19 protein-coding genes are annotated in these 21,691 nt (G+C 49.1%); all 19 read right to left on the minus strand.

The features are described from left to right. Positions 1 to 20: 20 nt before the first annotated feature. Complete coding sequence (locus tag ABXS75_15230) at positions 21 to 1,943, minus strand: ABC transporter ATP-binding protein (protein XCP84399.1); 1,923 nt, start codon at positions 1,941 to 1,943, stop codon at positions 21 to 23. Between the two features lie 3 nt (positions 1,944 to 1,946). Beyond that, complete coding sequence (locus ABXS75_15235; protein XCP84400.1) at positions 1,947 to 2,774, minus strand: ABC transporter permease; 828 nt, start codon at positions 2,772 to 2,774, stop codon at positions 1,947 to 1,949. A 6-nt stretch (positions 2,775 to 2,780) separates the two neighbouring features. Further along, the gene (locus tag ABXS75_15240; GenBank protein XCP84401.1) at positions 2,781 to 3,707 is read right to left on the minus strand and encodes an ABC transporter permease; all 927 of its coding nucleotides are present in this window, start codon (positions 3,705 to 3,707) and stop codon (positions 2,781 to 2,783) included. A gap of 120 nt (positions 3,708 to 3,827) precedes the next feature. Then, positions 3,828 to 5,504, minus strand: a complete 1,677-nt coding sequence (cobA, locus tag ABXS75_15245) for a uroporphyrinogen-III C-methyltransferase (GenBank protein ID XCP84402.1) — start codon at positions 5,502 to 5,504, stop codon at positions 3,828 to 3,830. A gap of 20 nt (positions 5,505 to 5,524) precedes the next feature. After that, complete coding sequence (locus tag ABXS75_15250; protein XCP87171.1) at positions 5,525 to 6,070, minus strand: hypothetical protein; 546 nt, start codon at positions 6,068 to 6,070, stop codon at positions 5,525 to 5,527. Beyond that, positions 6,042 to 6,491, minus strand: a complete 450-nt coding sequence (gene hemC, locus ABXS75_15255; GenBank protein XCP84403.1) for a hydroxymethylbilane synthase — start codon at positions 6,489 to 6,491, stop codon at positions 6,042 to 6,044. Before hemC ends, ABXS75_15250 begins: the two co-directional genes overlap by 29 nt. Further along, positions 6,479 to 8,131, minus strand: a complete 1,653-nt coding sequence (locus ABXS75_15260) for a cobyric acid synthase (GenBank protein ID XCP84404.1) — start codon at positions 8,129 to 8,131, stop codon at positions 6,479 to 6,481. Before ABXS75_15260 ends, hemC begins: the two co-directional genes overlap by 13 nt. Positions 8,132 to 8,406: 275 nt before the next feature. After that, positions 8,407 to 9,066 carry a hypothetical protein gene (locus ABXS75_15265; protein ID XCP84405.1) on the minus strand — a complete coding sequence of 220 codons (660 nt, stop codon included), beginning with the start codon at positions 9,064 to 9,066 and terminating at the stop codon, positions 8,407 to 8,409. Further along, the gene (locus ABXS75_15270; protein ID XCP84406.1) at positions 9,050 to 9,202 is read right to left on the minus strand and encodes a hypothetical protein; all 153 of its coding nucleotides are present in this window, start codon (positions 9,200 to 9,202) and stop codon (positions 9,050 to 9,052) included. Before ABXS75_15270 ends, ABXS75_15265 begins: the two co-directional genes overlap by 17 nt. A gap of 363 nt (positions 9,203 to 9,565) precedes the next feature. Next, positions 9,566 to 9,874 carry a PLP-dependent transferase gene (locus ABXS75_15275; GenBank protein ID XCP87172.1) on the minus strand — a complete coding sequence of 103 codons (309 nt, stop codon included), beginning with the start codon at positions 9,872 to 9,874 and terminating at the stop codon, positions 9,566 to 9,568. A gap of 160 nt (positions 9,875 to 10,034) precedes the next feature. Continuing rightward, complete coding sequence (locus ABXS75_15280) at positions 10,035 to 10,313, minus strand: helix-turn-helix transcriptional regulator (protein ID XCP84407.1); 279 nt, start codon at positions 10,311 to 10,313, stop codon at positions 10,035 to 10,037. Then, positions 10,313 to 11,695: a histidinol-phosphate transaminase gene (locus ABXS75_15285; protein ID XCP84408.1), complete on the minus strand. Its 1,383-nt coding sequence runs from the start codon at positions 11,693 to 11,695 to the stop codon at positions 10,313 to 10,315. Before ABXS75_15285 ends, ABXS75_15280 begins: the two co-directional genes overlap by 1 nt. Before the next feature lie 168 nt (positions 11,696 to 11,863). Beyond that, complete coding sequence (gene cbiB, locus ABXS75_15290) at positions 11,864 to 12,901, minus strand: adenosylcobinamide-phosphate synthase CbiB (protein ID XCP84409.1); 1,038 nt, start codon at positions 12,899 to 12,901, stop codon at positions 11,864 to 11,866. A gap of 3 nt (positions 12,902 to 12,904) precedes the next feature. Continuing rightward, entirely contained in the window at positions 12,905 to 13,498 is a 594-nt protein-coding gene (locus ABXS75_15295; GenBank protein ID XCP84410.1) for a histidine phosphatase family protein, read from the minus strand. After that, entirely contained in the window at positions 13,498 to 14,016 is a 519-nt protein-coding gene (locus ABXS75_15300; GenBank protein XCP84411.1) for a DNA topology modulation protein, read from the minus strand. Before ABXS75_15300 ends, ABXS75_15295 begins: the two co-directional genes overlap by 1 nt. Before the next feature lie 117 nt (positions 14,017 to 14,133). Continuing rightward, entirely contained in the window at positions 14,134 to 14,895 is a 762-nt protein-coding gene (locus ABXS75_15305; GenBank protein XCP84412.1) for an adenosylcobinamide-GDP ribazoletransferase, read from the minus strand. 15 nt (positions 14,896 to 14,910) lie between these two features. After that, complete coding sequence (locus tag ABXS75_15310) at positions 14,911 to 19,908, minus strand: DUF5724 domain-containing protein (protein ID XCP84413.1); 4,998 nt, start codon at positions 19,906 to 19,908, stop codon at positions 14,911 to 14,913. A 91-nt stretch (positions 19,909 to 19,999) separates the two neighbouring features. Continuing rightward, positions 20,000 to 20,401 (minus strand): hypothetical protein, encoded by a 402-nt coding sequence (locus ABXS75_15315; protein ID XCP84414.1) that lies wholly within the window; start codon positions 20,399 to 20,401, stop codon positions 20,000 to 20,002. Between the two features lie 53 nt (positions 20,402 to 20,454). Beyond that, positions 20,455 to 21,513, minus strand: a complete 1,059-nt coding sequence (gene cobT / locus ABXS75_15320; protein XCP84415.1) for a nicotinate-nucleotide--dimethylbenzimidazole phosphoribosyltransferase — start codon at positions 21,511 to 21,513, stop codon at positions 20,455 to 20,457. Positions 21,514 to 21,691: the final 178 nt, after the last annotated feature.

A 21,691-nucleotide genomic window follows, 5' to 3' on the forward strand; every position in this document is an offset into this window, starting at 1 on the left:
GGGCTGCCGTCAAATTGCAACTATATCTGTGTGCGCATCACATAGTCCGCACTTCGTTTGCCCTTTGCTTCCTCAGAATACAGGAAACATGCCGCCATTCGCTCTCCATACCGGTATGTCCCCGGCCTTGCTCGGCGGCAACGCTCTGTGGCATAGCTGCACTGCCCGACAAAAGGACAACCCTCTTTCGCGTCATTTTTTCTTTCCGGCAGCCACATAGCCGGCTTTTTCTTCCGTGCCCGGAATGGATCCGGCACCAGCGCTGCCTCAAGCAGAGCTTTTGTGTAAGGGTGCCACGGCTCCTTTATCACCTCTAAAGTCGGCCCTATCTCCACCAGACGGCCCTGATACATCACCCCTACACGCTGACTTCTGTCCTTGATCACATATAAGTCATGAGAAATCAGCAGGCAGGAAAACGGGCGCCCTCCCTGAATGCTGACGAGCAGATTCAAAATCTGCTCCCGTATAGAAAAGTCCAGCGCCGACACCGGTTCGTCGCACACGATCAGCTTCGGTCTCAAAAGCAATGCTCTCGCGATCACCAGCCTTTGCTTCTGTCCCCCGGAAAACTCACGGGGATATTTTTTCGCATCTTCCGCCGTCAGCCCTACCAGCTTTAGCATATCCCAAATCAATGCGCGGCACTTATCTTTTTTTGCCATGCCCGAGGACAAAAGTGCGTCTTCCAACTGTCCCCCCACGGTGAGCATCGGACTTAACGCGAAGGCCGGGTTCTGAAATACCATTTGAATATCTCCCGGCATACGTTTCTTTTTCCATTTACCAGAAACTGTGATCTTATTTCCTTCATATAGGATTTCTCCCTCGTCAGGCTTTAGAAGTCCCGCCACCATCTTTGCCAGCGTGGTCTTCCCACAGCCGCTCTCTCCGACCAGTCCGAAAATCTCGCCTTCCCGTATAGCAAACGACACATCCTGCACCGCCTCCAAATCCCCAAAATCCCTGGACACATGCCTGATTTCCAGAATCGTTTCTCCCTGCTCCTTAGCAGGAGCCATACCCAGGGGCACCCCGTATGGCCATGCGGCCGTTTCACAGGGTATACTTCTTGGGGAAATTCCCTGATTTGCAGCTTCCATAAGACTTTTAGTATAGGGCTGCTCCGGTAAATAGAATACGTCTTCTACCGTCCCCGACTCCACGATCCTGCCGTCATTCATCACCAGCACTCTGGTGCATACGGCCGCAATCACGCCCAGATCATGGCTCACCAGCAAAATCGCCGCCTTCGTCCGTTTTACGATCCGCCTCATCAGTTCCAGAATCTGCCCCTGGACCAATACATCAAGCGCCGTAGTCGGCTCGTCCGCAATGATCAGCTCCGGCTCGCTGGCGAGGGAAATGGCAATGGCTGCCCGCTGGCACATTCCCCCGGAAAGCTCGAACGAATACTTCTTCATCTGTTCCTTCGGCGAGGGCATTCCCACCAGATCCAATAGTTCCTCCGCTCTTTTGGCTGCTTCTTTTTTACTACAGCTTCGGTGCGCCCGAACTGTATCCATTAGCTGTCTCCCAATCGTAACAGAATCATCAAGATAGAGCGAAGGCTCCTGAAAAATCATCGCCAGATGTTTCCCCCGCATCTCCTCCATTTTTTTCTGATATCTTTTTCTTTCCAGGCGCTTCCGCTTTCCCTCACCGCTATCCTTGCCGGCCTTATCCTTCGGCCGATAAACTCCCACAGCAGGCGGTGTCATCTCCTCCCCGCCCAAGAGGATTAGGTCGCAGGCCACCGATGCGTCATCGGGAAGAAGGCCCGCAAGCGCCCGCATCAGCGTCGTTTTCCCACACCCGGATTCCCCTACGATTCCCGTGATCTGCCCCGGCTCTATTTCAAATGAAACGCCACTTACTGCCTCTTCCCTGTATCCCCGGCTCTCAAACGCCACACTTAAATTTTCTACCTGTAAAAGTGCCATCTGTTATCCTTCCCGTATCTTTGCAATTTCCTGCTCAATCCCGATTCCGATCAGATTTAACGCCAGAATCAGCACGCATAGTACCAACATCGGATATAGCATCTGCCCCGGATAGACCTGCATCTGACTGCGTGCCTCCCGGATCAGCGTGCCAAGACTTGCCGCGGGCGCAGAGAGTCCCACTCCCACGAAGCTCAAAAAGGCCTCCGTAAAAATAGCCTCCGGCACCAGGAAGGTGAGATTCACGATAATCGGTCCGGCCGCAGCGGGAATCAAATGCTTTCTTAAAATGTGCAGTCCGCCCGCACCGGAAAGCTTTGCCGACAGGACAAAATCCATTTTGCCAAGCCTTTTTATCTCTGCGCGTACCACCCGAGCCATCTTCGTCCACCCGGCAATACAGATTCCAAATATCATACTTCCCACACTGGCTCCCAGCACCAGCATGATCAAAATCACATATAAAAGCGAAGGAACCGCCTCCACAATATCTGCCACACGCATCAGGAGCAGATCCGTCTTTCCCCCGGCATAGCCGGAGATACCGCCATAAAAAACGCCGATCACGCCGCAAAGAAACGCTCCCGCAAATCCGACCAAAAGGCTGATTCCCATACCAAAACACACCCGCACAAATACATCTCTTCCAAATTTATCGGTCCCGAAGGGGTGCATAAGACTGCTGCCCAAATTCTGGGCATCTGCATTCTGCTCCGTCGGCCCGAAGGGAGAAAGAAGCGGTCCTAAGATGGCAAGCACAAGTAAGAACACCAAAACACCCATGCCCAGCCTGCAATATTTATTTTTCCAAAAATGCTTCTCTCTACGCATCTGGCCTTACGCCTCCTCATATGATTTCCTGATCCTGGGATTCATAAGGCCGCAGATGAGATCGACCACAAGCTGAATCAAAATCACCACGGCTCCCATAAAAATGGTTAGTCCCATGATCATCGTATAATCCCGGTTGGAAATAGAAGATACGAATTCTCTTCCGAGCCCCGGAATGGTAAAAATCGTCTCCACCACAAAGCTCCCTGTCAGCAAAAACGCCGCTGTCGGCCCCATGTAATTCAGCACCGGAAGATAAGCGTGTCTCATCACGTGTGTCCAAACAATCTTTCTCCATCTAAGCCCTCTTGCCTTTGCCATGATCACATACTCTTTTCGGCATTCCTCCTGGAATTTCTGGCTCATAAGCCTCGCCGTCACCGCCGCAGGATACACCGAAAGTGACAGCACCGGCAGCACATAGTGCGCCCAGGTCATAAGTCCCGATACCGGAAACCATTTTAATTTCACGCCAAAAAGGAACAAAAGCAAAAGCGCCACCGCAAAATTCGGCACCGCGCTTCCCAGAACATTTCCCACGAACAGGCCTCTTTTGATCCACCTGTTTTTGGTCTGGGCCTGCCAGATTCCAAGCAGGGTCCCCAGAACCATGGCTGTGCATACTGCCGCCACTCCAAGAGACGCCGTTACAGGCCATGCACGCCCGATCACTTCGGACACCCTGACTCCCTGCTTCTTATAAGAAATCCCCAGATCCCCGCCAAGCAGATTGCGAAGATAGCCTGCAAACTGCTTTAGCACCGGTTCGTCAAGTCCATACTCCTCTTCTATGGCTTTCTGAATATCCGGGGATACATTGCCGCTTTGAAACGGGCTTCCCGGCATCAGCCGGGTAAGAAAAAAGGTGACCGTCACAAGTACAAACAGCGACAGAATTCCAAGCCCTATTCTTTTTACTATATATCTGCCCATGTCTGCTCCTTCCTGACCATTTGGCCCGCCGGTTCCTCTTGCAATATGACTATGCTCTCGCACATTCTTCACGCCCAAACACTTCACAGCAATTTTCTATGAAATAAAACTGCTTTCCTTCTATGATTCTCCCAGTTCCATCAGTGTCCGGACCATCGCCTCAATCGTCGCCTCCGGCGCCGTTACTGTGCGCATTCCATACGCCTTTGCCTCTGCCTCCGTCTGCTCTCCGATACAAATCGCCTGAAAATCCTGGAGATGATCTGCCATGTCGTCCACGCGAAGCAATTCCACGAATCCCCGGACCGTAGAACCACTGGTAAAAGTCACTGCATCAATCTCGCTCCTCTCAATAAGGCTCTGCACCCGAGCGCTAAGATCACTCTTTGCCGCATAAACTGTATCATATAACGCAACATCTGTCACCTCAAGGTCTGCTTCTATGAGCGGCGGAAGTAGCTCTTTCGACCCTTCTCTTGCCCGGAGGATCGTCACATGCCCTGCCATTTTCCTACTTTTTACGTCCATCGGCACGACTTCCTGCTCTTCCACTTTGGCATTTTTCCATTTCGTGGGAGAAATCCCGTACCTCTCCCATTTCCTAGTCTGAGCCGCAATAAATTCTCCCAGCGCTTTGGCACAATATTTTTCAGGTACTGCCACGTCAAAAATCCCATACCTTCCCAGAGCGTCCGCAGTGGCCCTGCCGATTGCTGCAATACATACCTTTCCGGGGCCTCCCAGAATCTGCCTGATATCCATTCTCCATTTTCCAAGCTGTTCAAAAAATATTCTGACCCCTGTCGGGCTTGTAAAAACCAGCCACTCTATCCCATCTTCCCTGTTTTTCTCATTTTCTTCGGGCAAATACTTAAGGCGTGCCCGCAGCGTATTCAGTTCTTCCCGCAGCCTCTGGTTCTCCTCGATGGGCCTGATTCGGATTGTTGGCATCTCAATCACCTGCGCCCCGGCCTCCTTCAGCCTTTCCGCCAGATCTCCCCGATTTTCCTCCGGCCTGGTCACAACGATCTGCCTCCCGTCAAGAGGACGCTCTTTCGTCCATTCAAACTCCTCTGACAGGCGGCACACATCACCGACCACGATTAAGGCCGGCATGGAGATTCCGGCATTTTGCACCTTCCCGGGAAGTCCTGCCAAGTCGGAAACCACCTTTCTTTGGCGGGCTGTCGTGCCTCTTGAAACAACGGCCGCCGGAGTATCCGGCTTCATTCCCGCTTCCACAAGCCTCCAGCAGATCTCCTCTAAAGAGCTAAGACCCATCAGAAAAATCAAGGTTCCTCCGATTTTTGCCAGAGTTTCATAATCGATTCTACTTGTGCCATCTTTTCCCCGGTGTCCCGTCATCACATGAAAAGAAGAAACATAATCCCGGTGAGTCACCGGAATTCCTGCATACGCCAAAGCCGCCACCGCGGAAGTGATTCCGGGAACGACCTCGAACAAAATTCCATGTTCCCGAAGTGCCTCTGCCTCTTCTCCTCCGCGCCCAAAGACGAAAGGATCCCCGCCTTTTAGCCGAAGCACCTTTTTTCCCTTTTTCGCTTCTTCTACCAGAATCTGATTGATCCTCCACTGGGGGACGGCATGATTTCCCAGGCGCTTTCCCACAAAGATCAATTCCTTATCCTCTGGGATTCTTCCAAGTATTTCTGCGCTGACCAGTGCGTCGTAGATTATTACATCAGCATCTTTTAGAAGTTTCTCCGTTTTTAATGTCAACAATTCCGCATCTCCCGGACCGGCACCTGCAATCCAGACTTTTCCTGTATGACTCATCTTCGTTTCCTTCCTGCTGCTTACCATATCTTAGGAATATTTATATTGGTCCTTTTTTCGACCCTTTCTGTTTTCCCTGCTCCTCGTGGCACATCTCGTCTAGCTTCCATACCTTGCGCGCATCTGCCTGGCCAGCTGCTCCCCGTTTTCTGCGCATCCCCAAGTGCTCCTTTTAGCTGCCCGCGGAAATACGCCCCGTCGGATTCCCGGTAATAAAGCCCGGTAAGCTCTATCTCATTTTCCTGCACTCTTGCATATGCCGAGGCAGGGGACGTGCAGCCTCCTTCCAACTCTGTGACAAATTGGCGTTCTGCCAGCGCCGCCGCCCGGGTCATCACATGATCCACCTCATTAATCCAGAGATATTTCTCTCCTTTTCGCCCCTGCACTGCCAGAATTCCCTGCCCCGCCGCCGGAAGCATCTCTTCTATCGAAAAGTAATACCCTGCGATTTCCTCCATACCAAGCCGCCTAAGACCTGCTGCTGCCAGAATGGTAGCGTGAAACCCCTCCTCAGAAAGTTTCCTGAGCCGGGTCTCAACATTTCCCCGAAGCGTCCGGCAAATGCAGCGCGGATAAAGTGCATTTAGCTCGCAGCGCTCTCCTGCGGCTGGACGTCCCGACTACGCCGTCCTCGGGAAGGCATCTTTCACCCGGTCTGAATACCAGAACGTCTCTCGGATCTTCCCTTTTTGCATATGCCAGAATAGGCAGATCTTCATGAAGCTCCATCGGCACATCTTTCAGACTATGCACTGCCAGGTCGATCTCTCCGGCCAAAAGCGCCTTGTCAAGCTCCTTGACGAACAGCCCCTTTCCCCCGATCTTCTCCAGGCTTTTATCTAAAATCCTGTCTCCCGTGGTTTTCATGGTGACAATTTCCACTTCCGCCGCAGGCATCGCTCTTTGTATCTGTTGTTTGATAATTTCTGCCTGAATGACAGCGAGCCGGCTTTCACGGCTTCCGATTCGGATTACAGACTGCATGGCATCTCCATTCCTTTCTCAATAATCTCATAAATGGTCTTCATATCCAGATTTTCCCGAATTACGTCCGCCAGAAGATCATATTGCTGCTCTTTATATTCCCGGTAATCCATGGTGCGTGCCTGTGACACATCAAGCCCCTTTTCCCGAAATAGTGCCGCCACAAATGCATCGGCGACTTCCGCGCGGTCAAAGATGCCGTGAATATAGCAGCCGTATACATTTCCCCGCTGGACGCCGTCCGCTTTTTTATACGGTTCTTCAACTGCCGGAGCATTCTGCCCTTCAAAACTTAAGTTCCCCGGCTCCACTTTTTCTTCCCGTTCCCGGCCGTTCCGGGCAAAATTTCCCTGGCTTCTGCTGTTTTTTGCCACCTCGTCACAGACGCGCACAAGCCTTGACGCCCCAACGCGCTCCGCTTCCGGCAGGATCCAGCTTTTTCCCATATGAATCTCATATCCTTCCAGCTCAAGAGCGCTTAACTCTTTTAGTATGCCCTTCACCGCAAGAAACGCTCCGCTCACTCTGGTTCTCGTTTTTTTTCGTTCAAATACCGTTCTCATCGGAAGAAGTCCCATGCCGCGGACACTGCCTCCCCGCTCTATCTTCTGAGGGTCAGAGATTTCCTCCCCCAGCATCTGATACCCTCCGCAGATACCAAATACCAGTCCTCCATTTCCGGCAAAGCGGAGGATTTTTCCTTCTAACCCACACTGGCGGAGCCACAGAAGATCGTCCATCGTATTCTTGCTTCCCGGAAGAAGCACCGCGTCCGGCTCACCCCATTCTCCCGCATTTGAAACGTAACGAAGCGAGACCTCTTCTCTATGCTCAAGCGGTGCAAAATCGGTGAAATTCGAGATTCTTGGGAACCTTATCACCACAATATCAATCGGTTTCGTGCTCTCTTTGCGCGAGAAGCGCTCCGTCAGGCTGTCTTCCTCGTCAATATCGAGATTCACATACGGAACGACTCCGCATACCGGAATATGGGTCCGCTCCTCCAGCATCGTAAGTCCCGGTCTTAGAATCTCTTTATCTCCCCGGAATTTATTAATGATCGTTCCCTTGATCCGCCTTCTCTCCTCCCCCGTCAAAAGCTCGATCGTCCCGACGATCTGGGCAAATACGCCGCCTCTGTCAATATCTCCCGCTAAAAGCACAGGAGCATTTACCATGTGCGCAAGCCCCATATTTACAATATCGTTCTCCTTTAAGTTGATCTCCGCCGGGCTTCCCGCCCCCTCAATCACAATGACATCATAGCTCTCTTCCAGTCTGTGATAGGCTTCCATGATTGCCGGAATATACTCCCTCTTCCTGCGGAAATACTCCATTGCGGACATGAGCTGCGTCACTTCCCCATTTACAATGACCTGGGACCCGGTATCCGTCGTCGGTTTCAAAAGAATCGGATTCATGCAGACGCTGGGACTAATTCCCGCCGCTTCCGCCTGCATGACCTGTGCACGCCCCATCTCAAGCCCTTCCATCGTAATGTAGGAATTCAGGGCCATATTCTGAGATTTGAACGGCGCGACCCGTATCCCGTCCTGCTTTAGAACCCGGCAAAGTCCGCCTGCTAAAATACTCTTTCCCACATTTGACATTGTACCCTGAATCATGATCGACTTTGCCATTCGTTTCCTCCTTATATCCTGTAAATAGAAAATACTCTACACTAGAAAAGCTGTCGCAAAAGCAGCACATTTCTGCCTTGCACAGCTTTCTTCCATTTACCAATTTATCTGTTCATAGACTTTCTCAAACTCATACTCGGCGCAAATCTCTTTGCTGTTTCACGGACGTTTTCTCCATTATAAATAATTTTATTCATTCCCGCAACCGCTAGTAGCAATAACTTTTCTAATCCAAAAAATTGAAAAGGTATACCAGGCTTTTTGTCTGATATACCTCATTCATCATAATTCATATGTACTTCTTTTAAAGCTAAGTACATTGCTCTGTACTCAGAGTCTACACACTGTAATGGTTGCATGTTATTTTTCATAGAATTAAATCCATTTTTTTCATAAAACTTTTCTGCGTTCGGAAGTGCATGCAAAAACAACGCTTTAAATCCAACAACGGTACTCATAAGTGAATATGCTTTATTTATAATATTACGAATAATCCATGCCGCAATTGGTAAATCTTCACCTTCAAATTCAAAAAACACGTCTTGATATTTTTCATCTACCGCAAACATTTTGATTTCCAGTGCAGGTATTCCCCATATTTCATCACTAAATTCTTTTCCTTTTTCTTTTGCTTCGTCCTCATCTAAACGTATGCGATCTATATATGGTATAGCTGTAGAAGATAAAGTATAATATGAGACCAACTCTCTGGATAACTCTCTTCCATTTTCATCAAGGAAAACATTAAATACCAGATATGTTACGCCATCTCCCTCCTCAGCATATTCTATAGCTTCTTCTGCCACAAATACGTTAAAATTATCGTATTCCTCCCCCGCACTAAAAGAAAAATCCTGATGCCAGTCAGACAAGACAACCACATCAGGATTAAAACACTCTATATGTGTATGTATCCTTTTACTTTTTTCTTTCAAAAAGTTTCCCTGCCTTTTTACAAGAATCTAAAAAATCTTTTGATACCCTATTATCATTAAATTCACGAACGAAATTACGGGACTCTTCTTTTCTAATCATAGACACTCTATTAATTGGTTTCGCTAATACTGCCATATCTGCTCCCTCCTTTTCATTTTCATGATATCTAACTTCTTTGTTGTTCATACAATAACACCCCAGTCATTTTTTGTCAATAACCAGGTACAAATAAAACAATCTTGCTTGTTGCTTACATTGTACCATGTACCCAGCCTGAAATCAACGGTTTCTAAGTATTATTATGCTCTTTGGCCATTAATGTATACACTGTGAATCACCATAATAAAAGAATCTTTCCAGTTTAAAGAAGACAACTACCGAGATGAACGTTCACTCAGGTATGCTTGGCAACAAAAAGCAGATCACTCCCCCCGCATTTGCCATGCAAAATGATCTGCTTCATCAATATTCCATTCCTTGAAAAAACTGCGTTCCTCTCTACTTTTCACTCACTGCCTTAAACGCCTCATCCAAATCTTCAATAATATCGGCAATATTTTCCGTTCCAATGGACAGACGAATCGTATTCGGCCTTATTCCCTGATCTGCAAGTTCATCTTCATTTAACTGCGAATGCGTTGTGGACGCCGGGTGGATCACCAAAGACTTCACATCTGCCACATTTGTCAGAAGAGAGAACAATTCCAGATCATCGATTAATGCCTTTGCTTTTTCGGGTATTCTCAGGACAAAATGGAAGTTCTTTTCCACTGACTTTACAATTTCCGATTTTTGAATAAACGAGATTCATCTGTCTTCGCATAGAGCAGCTTATATTTTTGTATATTTCTCAAGCTGTGTATCTATATCCCGTCCACCATACATCACACGAATATTTCAAATGCAATATATTCATAAATATTTCGCAGGTCATTATCTGCCTGATTTGAAACCTCAACTGTAAAAATCATAGATTATAATCCTTGTGGATGTCAGCAAATGCTTTCTTAGCAGATTTTGTCCTGCCTGCTTTCATGTCCGCATATCCTTTCTCCAGTTCTACATCCAGTTCTGCTTCAGATAAAGCACTCATATCGACTAGCCTTGCAGACGGGATTTTCTCTCCACGCTCGACCATTCCGATATAATTCACACTTAATCCCGTTTTCCCTACTAAATCCTCCTGCCGGAGTTTCTTTGCCCGCCGAAACATTCTGATATTCCTGCCAATTGTATCAAGTTTCATCAAATCATCTCTGCCTGCTTTTTCTCAGGCATCGCCTCCTGTTCTTTCGGCACTTCTGTTCTCTCTTCCGGCGTCTCTTCATTCTTATCCTGTGCCATTTCTTCCGACACTTCTATTCCTACTTCTTCCAACGCCTCTTCTGCCTTGTCTTGCCCCACTTCTTTAGATGTCGCTGCCGCCTCCTCTTCCGAAACCTTTAATGCCTTTTCTGCCGCTTCTATCTCCTCTTCCGCCGCCCTTGCCGCCTTTTCCGCCGCTTCCTGTGCCTCTCGCTGCAACCGTTTCTCCTCTTCCATCTCCCGCAGAATCTGCTCCGCCTGCGCCGCCTCATAGATTTCCTGCAAGGCGTCGATCAGTTTCTGATTGTCCCCTCTTTGCCGCACGGCGATCCGATAAAATCCTTTTCTAAGCCCACGGAAATTGCTGCAATCACGAATCAAAATCCGATATTCTTTCAATAATTCATAGAGATCCAGTTCACTTTTCAGCAAAATGTAATTCGCCTTCGAAGGGAAATAGGGAATTCGAAGTTTATCCAATTCTTTCTCCAGCCATCGTCTTTCCCTCAGCAGAAATCCCCGGATATTTCGCACCCGCTTCTGATCCTTGATCGCCGCGATTCCCGCCTCCTGTGCCGGAATCGACACGCTCCAGGGCTGGCGGCACTCTTCCATCCTCTCAAGCAAACGCTCGTCCTGGCATATACCGTACCCCAGACGGAGTCCCGGCATCGCGTACATCTTGGTAAACGCGCGAAGCAAGAACAGACTGGGATATTTTTTCGTAGACTCGTGCAGATCGTTCTTAAATGTCAGGAACAGATCGTCCTCATCTTCCGCCATAAATTCAAAAAAGCACTGATCCAGCACCAGCCGGATTCTCAAAAATTCACACCGTATCATGATCTTGCGCATGAGAATCTTCGGAATCACGGTCCCCGCCGGATTTCCCGGAGAACAAAGGAACACCATATCCACATCTTCGGTCAGCAGGTCCATAAAATCCTCCTGCATCACAAAACCATTCTCTTCCCTGCAGGTATAATACTGAATCCAGCAGTCCACGCTATTTAACGCCCTTTCATACTCCGCAAAGGAAGGCACGGCAATCACCGCTTTCTTAGGCTTTTCCGTCCGCACCAGATCATAGATCAGTTCCGCAGCCCCGTTTCCAAACACAAGATGATTTTGCTCCACACCAAGCTCTGCAGCCAAATATTCCCGAAGTCCCTGACACCTCGGATCCGGATATTCTCCGATTCTCGCCATCGCGAGTTTCGCCGCACGCATCACCGCCTTACTTGGACCATATGGATTTACATTTACCGAAAAATCCGTCATTCCCTGATTCGTATAAATATCTCCTCCATGTAAATATTCCACCTTAATAACCCCTTTCGTATCTCCATTTATTCTCATAAGCTTTCTTATTCAGATAAATACCTGCTGTAAACGTGTTTGCTGCCCAAACCATCGTACATATGGCACTAGCTTAGGCACGCCGGGCAACCCGGACAAATCTCCCTCCGATACTCGCCCAAACATAACTTCCTACAACTGGCAAAACAATAACCGTATTCCGCCAAACACAAGCAGCGTAAGTATCGCCGCCCCGTCCATCAATCTACCCGCGCGCCGGATATCCTCCGGCTCAATTCTACGGGTATCGTCCCCCAATGTCTCCTTATGGCAGAGTTTTCCAAAATACCAGGCGTCTCCGGCAAGCTGAATTCTAAGCGCTCCGGCGCAGACCGCTTCTGTCTGGGCGGAATTCGGACTTGCATGGCGCATTCTGTCGCGGCGGAAGATTCTCCATGCCTGCCTCCCGTCATATCCGGCGAACCCACGCGGCGCACCGCCGCCTCTTCCTGTCTCTCCATCGGCACCCCCTATGATCCGGCACCAAAGTCCAAGCAAATATGCGGAAGCGATCATAAACACCGCTGAGATCCTGGACGGTATATAATTCAACACGTCGTCCATTCGCGCCGCATATCTTCCAAAATACAAATATCTATCATTTTTATATCCTACCATAGAATCCATCGTATTAACAGCCTTATAAAAAAATCCTAGCGGCGCACCGCCGAGAAGAAGAAACAAAAGCGGTGCGATCACGCCATCTGACGTATTTTCCGCCACCGTCTCTACGGCCGCCTTGGTGACCCCTTCCGCCGTTAAATTCTGCGTATCCCTTCCCACGATCATCGAAACAGCTTTTCTGGCCTCCGGAAGGTCGTCCGCCATCAGCGCGTCATAGACCTTGCCGCTCTCCACCTTGAGCGACCTTGCTGCCAGAATCTGATAGCACCAAAATGTTTCCAGGCAAAACGCCAATGCAGGCGCTACTCTTTCGACCGCCCGAAGCAGAATTTCAGGAATCCCGACTGAAACTAAAACGACTCCAAACCACAAAATCACTCCCGCTATCAAAAGCTGCCTCTTCTCTTCGCGAAATAAAGATCGCAGGGACTTTTCCAATACGGTGATCCATTTTCCTATGATCCTCACCGGGTGATAAAGCCACACCGGATCACCAAATATGGCATCTAAAATAAAACCTGCCACGCAGGCATACAAGATTCTCACGCTCTAAATCCTCCACAAATTTTTTCCTTCTTCAAAATACCCTTCTCCCCGAAGCCATTTTTCCTCACTGACCGCCAGATAAAATCCCTCTCCATTTCCGACCTGCCAGTGGTAAAACCCTTGTCCGTCCTTATCAAATGCGGAAAGCACGGCCATAATTGTCCCCCCGTGCACGACAAAGGCCACTCGCCCAATTTCCTGCCTTGCCATTTCACAAAGCATTCTTTCAAATCCGCGGACGCACCGCTCCCGAAAAGAAGCCTGGCCCTCTCCCCCCGGAAACGGAAGCGTTCCCCCTGAATCGATCCATTTCTGATACATAGGATTTCCACTTAGCTCTTCGCAATTCTTACCCTCAAACTCTCCAAAATCACATTCCCTTAATTCGTCACAGACGACATACGGAAGTCCCGGATAAATTCGCTCGGCCGTCTGTATGCACCGCTTCATAGGACTTACCACCACGGCCTCCGCCTCCGGATATCTCTTAGTCTTCTCCGGCAGAACAGACAGATCAAGCGGTTCATCAGTCACTCCGATATACCGCCCCTTTAAGTTGCCTTCTGTTTTAAAATGTCTGATCAGTATAAGCTCCATCAGGCCTTCCCCGTCTTCCTTTTCATAAACTCGTTAAGCTGCCTCTGATTTTTAAGTACTACTACCTTGTCCGAATATTGATGCATGATATGCAAATCCCTGTCTTTTTGTTTCTTCGTCCTTCCCTCATGCAAAATCCACCAGGCAAATTCCAGGTCAAATTTCTCATTGCAGCCCTCTCCCATATCGCTTCTCGTCCGCCCTCTATATCGTACCGACCTCCGCCATGCCCGGTCAAGGCAGGTAAATCGGTTAAACTTCATCAAAATAATCTGATCCGCCTCTTCAAGCCGCCTCTCAAAATGCAGCTTTGAATAATTTCCATCAATGATCCAGGAAGAATGCCCGTCCATAAAATCGCCCACGATTTTAAGCTCTTCCTGCACCTCCCGCTCCTTCCAGAGCGGCAGCCAATGCACCTTGTCCAGATGCAGGACCGGTACCTGGTATCGTTTACCCAGATATCTTGCAAGCGTAGATTTTCCACTACCACTGTAACCCGTAATTGCAATTTTCAAAACTCTTTTTCCCCCATTTTCTTCTTAACTTTTACTGTTTTACTATGATCGCGATGAACGCCCACAGGCTTCACTCGGGCATACATAATTTTTTTCTCACATCATCTACCCACAATGTCAGATAAAATATCCGACCGCAAGCACCCCAGTTACCATCGCAAGCTCACACATCTGCAAAAAATAACCCGCCAGATCTCCGGTCACTCCGCCGAACTGCACTTTGCAGATATGCCAGTAATGTCCGAATACGATTCCCGCCATGGCAAGTACTCCCACCGCCTTTGCCAGATCAAACCACAGCATGCCTGCTCCTGCCGCGCACAGATAGAACACCATCGTAACCCGTACCGTCTTTTCTGCCGCCTGCTCCTTAAATGTTTTGGCAAGCCCGTTCTCTCTCGCCGATGGAAATGTCACTACCGAATAGCCGCTAAGCGTTCTGGACAGAACATAACCGCAGGAAATGACTCCCAGCATATCCGCCCTCACCTCGCTCCAGACTCCAAGGCTCCACACGAGATAGCAGCCCAGCCCGAGAATAGCAAATGCTCCGCTGTGAGAGTCCTTAAGGATCGCCAGCTTCTTCTCCTTATCCCCATACGATCCCAGGGCGTCCATCGTATCCATAAAGCCGTCCATATGAATCCCACCGCTTACAAATAGCGGCAAAAGTGTCATGACAGCCGCAAAAAACAATGTTCCACAGTTAGACTCGAGCAGCACCTGCCCAATCAAATACTGCAAAACTCCGATCACCACTCCAATCGCCGGAAAAAAACACATAGCATATTTCATGTTCTCCTCATTCCACGTGGTCTTCGGCATCGGAATTCTGGAATACATGGAAAATGCAATAATGAATGCCTGCATTAATTTCATAGGTCTACTTCTCCCTTATTTTCTCGTCTGAATCTGCCGCAGTATCTCCGGATCCTTGATCTTCCCGTCCTCCGCCAAAAGCACAATCTTGGAAATAATCTCCGCCGTTTTCGGATCTTCATCTAAAAACGGAAGATACACCTTCCCCCGCTTCTGACTGTGCACCGCGAGCACATGAATCGCCGCGCCGCCTGCCTGGTGGATTATACCGCTGCCAAGGTGGACACTGTAATCATTAAGCATTCCCTTGATATCCGCAAAATGCTCCCTGACGGAGACATTTTCCAATTTCATCAGCCGGCAGGTATACGCTGCGATCGTCTTTCGAAGCTCCATGGTAGAGAAGGAAGTAACCGGATCTACTCCTCCCACATAGGCCGTGCTCACCGCCAGATCAATATCCCGCATGACCTCCGAGAACACCACCGGATCGATGTCGCGAATCCGTACCTGACCTCCTCCTTTTCGTGAATAAAAGGCAACGTACTCGATACTGGGCGCTTCGATATCGCCGGGCGAGAACCAATCAGCCTCTGCAAACAGATTTACCACCAGATTTTCTTTGTAATAAACCCGCTCCAGACCATTTTCATAGCTCACATTCCATTTTCTGCCTTTGAGCACGGAAGCGGCTTTCTTCGTCTGGATCTGATACCCCGAGTACCGTCTGGACTCGCTTCTATCCTTCTCCTCCTCCATGGCAAGATACAACTCACGGAACACCTGCTTAAAAGGCTGGATCATTCCCTGCCCGAACACATAACTCTGGAACATATGCCAGCAGCCCATCTCGTATAAATCATACGGGTGCGCGATTCGGATCGTATCTGCAAGCTCTGCCATATCTTGTGGAAATACCGCCAGTTTCCCGTCTGTATAAAATCCTGCCTGACCGCCGCTAAGCAGCACCAGCTTTTCGACCATCGGGGCTACGACCGGGTTCTTCATGATTGCCAAAATCTCTTCTCTGGAAAACTCCGTCCTTTCCTCCATGGCCTGCTCAAGCATGCTCCGCGATCTGCGGTATTGCTCCTTAAAGCCGGACTGAATCGCCTTAATCTCCAGATACTTTTCGTTCTTTTTCACCGCCGCGGGAACCGTCTTCTGCTTCTTCCCGTTCTTCCTTACCGCAATTTCACCTGCCCCTTGCTCGTCTATCTCGATCCAGATCTCAATTCCTTCCTGAACCTCAACCGGGCGAAGCGCCCATGCACTTTGCGCAATCATTTCGCTCTCCATCAGCCAGCTCAGCCTTGTCACTGTCTCAAACCGGGAGTTTCTGGCAAGATTCAGAAGCGCCATCTCAGATGCGCGTTTCTCGCTCGCCTGCCTCTGCGAACCGAACTTCTTCGACTCTTTTGCAAAATTCTGTACAAACAGGTACCGCTCAAGCAGATCCTTATCGTCCTCGATCGGGCAGATACAATACGCATTCAGCGCATCTTTATTCCGCTTTTCGACCACCTGCTTTTTCCACTCCTCCTTCGGAATCTTTCCCAAACAGGCGTCTGCATATTTCCTCGACCGTGTATGGAATGCATTTTCACACAGGAATTTGGAAGCCTTATAGACCACCTGAAAACGCTTTTCTCCCAGCGTTTCATAGACCGTCTGACACCACTTAATATCGAATGCACCGTCGTTTAATTCCTCCGGCTCAAGCTGCGTATACCTGGCGATCTCCGCCTTCTTCTGTTCATAATCATACTGCTTCATGTGGGCGATAAAATAGTAACATGCCTCCTTGAAGCCCTCCCAGCCCAGAACCTCGTTGATCTTGTCAATCCATTGCGGGGCAAGCATGGCAGTCTCCACCAGACGATCCTCGGAAAAACCGGCAGAAAGAAGTACAGCCGGATCGTCCAGACCGCCGGGATACACATGACGGATCACATTGGAAAATACCGCATTTCTGTCATCACCGTAGGTGGAACGGCAGAGCGTCTCTCCCTCCAGCACCGAAAGTGCCTGCGCAAGATGCGAAATTCCTCGAATGACCACCATTTGCCCCACATAATCGGTCACTATGGTCTTTTCGTTGAGTCTCTGGGTCTCCATCGCAAGGAGAGCCTCGGCAATATCGTCCAAAGCCTCCCTCAAAACCTCATAAACCTCCCGGTCAAACTTGTAACCGGAGTGCTGGTACTCCTTCATCGAAAGATGCGGTTTTCCCCAGACTCCCCTTCCCTCAAAATAAGCGTCCCGATACGCTTCAAAGAGCTGTCCGTCCTGCCTGTAATAGCTGCGCGGCCCGGGGCTTTCCATATGTTTATCCAGAATCACCTCGTACAGCATTTCCTTGGGAGCCATGTGAAGCTGCACTGCCCTTGCAAATACGATCGGCATGATGGTGGGTTTCTCTTTGATATCTCTGGGAAGGCCTACATTAAAACTCTGGTATAAGTGCAGCTCTAGCGGAAAATATTTTCGGAAGGTCTCATCATCGGCCACCTCAAGCCCCAGCATTCTGCGCATATTATAAACGCTCCGGCAGGACGCCACCGCAAATACTTCCACATCTCCGCGATAGTTCTTCCTTTTCTGCGTTTTGCCCTTACAATACACAAGAATCATCTGCAAAAATGCCGCCGCTTTTTCCGCAAAATTCCCCTGCTCCTTCCATTCCAGCATATAATAATCCATAATATTTTCAAAATGAGACAGGTATTGGTACTGTTTTACATCGCCTGGCTCCAGCGTAAACAGTTCCGATTCGATTCGCAGATTCTTCTCCCAGAAAATACTGTCATGAATCGTGGACAACAAAAAGTAAAGTTCAAACACCACTCCCGCCGAGAGATGATCCTCCTCAAAATACGCTCTCCAGACCTCGGAAAGCGGCATGGCGTCCAGCGATTTTTTGCTGCGGTCCGAGGGCCAGAAGCCCTTCTCCTTTACCTGACGATAAGCATAACCGTTATAGTATTCGTCATTTTCATGGGACATAATCCGCTCGTTCCAAAGACGCAGATAATCCAGAATCTGCTGCTTTCTCCAGGGCAGCAAAAATCCGACATCAAGCACCTCCGTTTTGCGGAAAAGGCCTTTTTTTACAACTTTTAGCCTGTTTTCATATTCTATAGAGTGAATCTGGCCTGGGGTATAAAGGCCAAAGCCCTCCTCCCGGCCACGTATTGGCGTTTGCCGCCCTATCCCCATATTTTCCAGGAAAATGCGACCGTTCTCCATATAGATATCGCTGTGAAATGCATTTTCCCTGTTTGAGGAAGGCGGCTCCGCTTTTTCCGCGCGGTTACCTGTGGGCCCTGTCCCGCCAGCGCACACGCCCTGCACATTTTCTACATTTTCCTCATAATCCTTGAAATATTCCGGCTTCAGGTTTCGCAGCTCCATGGCGGACTCCCGGATCGTTTTCACCGATGAGCCTTTCAGCCTCCCGTAGCTTTCACGAACATTTTCCTCACTCTGGGCGGCCAGCACACGCACGATCGCCGCCCTGGCCTTCGCCTTCTTTGATTTCAGGCGGCCTTCCAGTGCGATTAGATCTTCCTCCGTCATTTTCTCATTCAAATATTCTTTTTCAACCCATTTCACAAGCCCTTCATTGGAGGAAAGAATCTCTTTGAGCAGAAATTTCTTTCTCGCCTCCTCACCGGCCCTGCCAAAACGCTTCTCCATGAAGCGATCCAGCTTCTGATAATAGAGCGTCGGCACATAGGGAAGGAACCGCTCGATCAGTTCCTTCTCCGGATTGTGGTCCACGATTTCAACCATCGCGTAGCACATCGCATCTTTCGAAAGAGTCACCGTAAACCAGGCAAACCCTTTGGAGCTCCACGTTTTTTTCGCGCCGACCACTTTGAGAAACGCCTCCATCGCGTCATAAAGTTTCCGCGCCTCTTCCCGGGATATCCCGGATAGTCTCTGTATATTTCTCGCACATTCCGAATAAAAAAGCGCAAGAATCCACTCATCGCCGGCAAATTTTTCCGGGAAATACAGGTATTTTTCCACATCGAAACTGTTCGTCATTTTCAAATAGACTAACGCGCCCGCCACCACATGGCGCCTGGGACTTTCCAGGAGACGGAACGCCTCGGCGATTGCTTCCTCCACGTCCTTCGTTCCCAGACAGTAAAGCGCCAAATACAGTTCCAGTGGATTCTCCTCTTCTCCTGTCATTTTTGTTGCCTGCATACAGCTTCTTTCTATGAGCTCTCTCCTTGCATTTTCATCTGTCAAATACAGCCGCAGCCTTCCAAAAAGATACCGCACGTCTTTTTCCGTCACCTCGGCATAACCAAGGCCGATCCAGGTCATCACCGCCCTCTGAACGGAGGAAAAACGGAGCAGATTCTCCTTTTCGACCACCTCCGTCATGCTAAGGAAATAGTCCCGGTCATTCTCGTCCACCGTTTCCAGAATGCTTTGTCTTAGTCCCTCCTGTAATTTTGCAGCGAGAAGCAGCTGCGCCAGAAGATTCTGAAGCTCCGCATTTTTGCTCTGCTCAATCGCTTCGATCACGTCCCTCGTCAGAACAGCCGTATTATTCTCACTTAAAAGAACGTCCCGGCAATACTGAATGACCTCCTCGTTCCCCTGCAAAAGCTCCGTGGCGATCACCGAAGAAAAATCCATTCCTCCCTGAAATTCCCGGCACTGCCCATAAATCACATCTTTGATGGAAAGCCCCAGACCCTGGAACAGGTAAAATGCGCCGATTGCACGGAGCACCTTTGCCGAATATCTGGAAAAATCCCGGCTTCTTGCGTCCATGCGAATCAGACCGCTGTTGCATGTATAATTTTGGATATGGCGCAGGTAGAAGCAGAGCCCGTCCCCGTTCCCTTTTAACAGGCCGTGAAAATAATTCTGCTGTTTTAAAAATTCCTCTGCGGTCTTCGGAAGTGCGATATCCTTGATCGGAAATCCAAAGAAATAATCCCTCTCCTCCACATTTTTCACATACTGCTTTTCCAAGCTGGTAAGTGAAAATGTTGATACTGTTTTGTTGTATTTCCTCATAAGAGGAATGATTTCATTACGCTCCATGGCCCGACCTCCTCATCTTAGACTATTCATATTAGATATTCTGTAGTGCGCAGCTCCGGGAGCATTACGCGCTTTTTCGTTCGCGGGCTTTCTACCACATTCTTCCCGCAAGCATGACCAGACGGATAAATACCACTTCATCTCCGTCTTCCATGTGTAGTGTATCGTCCAGTTTCAGATATTCTTCTCCATTTATAAATACACGGAATAATCCGTCTGTAAAATCCTGGAGCATCACCTCCAACGCCTTTTGGCTATCCGGACGATTTTCATTATAGTTTACCCCAAACGACACCCGGCCAAGTCTTGACTGTGCAGTGATGTCCTGCTCTTTTAGTACCGGATTTTCCGTTTCCTTCTGCGACCTTAGTAGCTCATAAGAGACCATTTCCGCCAAAAACTCCTTGAGAGTAGAAACCTTCGGAATCTCGACGGTCTCTCTCTCGAGCTCCCTGAGGGACGACGCTTTCTTTTTGATAACCTGTATTTTCATGTTCTGCCTCCTGCAAACTTTGAAATACTTCAATAATTCCTACAATTATAAAATTATTTCAACACTTGATACTGCTCAATATCCATTTCCCCAAAGGTCCCCATTTGGCGGTATACCTGTAATCCCATTTCCAGCAGGGGCATCACTGCCACCGCACCGCTGCCCTCTCCCAGACACATATCGCAGGTAAGAAATGGGGACATTCCCAGCGCATCAAGCACCATCTGTCCGGCCGGTTCCCTGGAAACATGGGACGGCAATATGTAATCTGCTGCCGCCGGAATCAGCCGTACGGCACAAAGCGCCGCCACCGCCGAGATAAATCCGTCAATCACTACGGGTACTCTCTGCATGGCTCCGCCCAGGAATACTCCCACAAGAGCGGCGATATCAAGACCTCCTACCTTTGACAGCACATCGATCACATCATCACGGTCCGGCCGGTGCATTTCAATCGCCTGCCTGATGACCCGAATCTTCCTTGCCAGTCCCTGACTGGTAAGTCCTGCGCCTTTTCCTGTCACTTCCTCCACTTTTCGATTCAAAAGAACTGCCGCCACCGCACTGCTGGTCGTCGTATTGCCGATTCCCATCTCTCCGGTGGCCAAAATATCATACCCCTCTTCTTTCTTCTCCTTCACAAGCCGGATTCCTGTCCAAATGGCACGTAAAACTTCATCACGCGTCATGGCAGGTTCCTTTGCCAGATTCCTGGTACCGCACGCCACCTTGTATTCCTTCTTCGTCACCGAAGGGACCTGCGTACACATTCCAATGTCGATTGGAAATACGTCGACCCCCGCCACCTGGGCCATGATACAGGTACTCGCCTCTCCCTTTGTGAAATTATCCGCCACCTGCGCCGTCACTTCGCTGCCGGTCTGCGTCACGCCTTCCGCCACAACGCCGTTATCGGCGCACATGATAATAAGCCCCTTCTTCTTTAATTCATAATCAGCGGTCCGCTTAATTCCCGCCATGCGAATGACCACATCTTCCAACTTGCCAAGGCTGAATAACGGTTTTGCTACGGACAGCCACCGCTGCCTTGCCTGTTCCATACTCTTTTCATCTAAGGGACTGATCTGTTCCTCTATCTCTCGTATCGTCATTTTCTGTCACCATTTCCTGCTTTGCTTTCCTGTATATAATCCTCTATGATTGGAATAGTCCTCCGCCTATGATTGCCCACATATCAGAATCCTGTCTATGCTCCATCAAAAGTTTTCCATCATATATAATCATGGCGGCTATTCCTATATGATTGGGTTTATTAGGCTTTGGTGCATT

This window comes from Roseburia hominis (genome assembly GCA_040702975.1).
In the GTDB taxonomy this organism is placed as follows: Bacteria; Bacillota; Clostridia; order Lachnospirales; family Lachnospiraceae; genus Allocoprococcus; species Allocoprococcus hominis_A.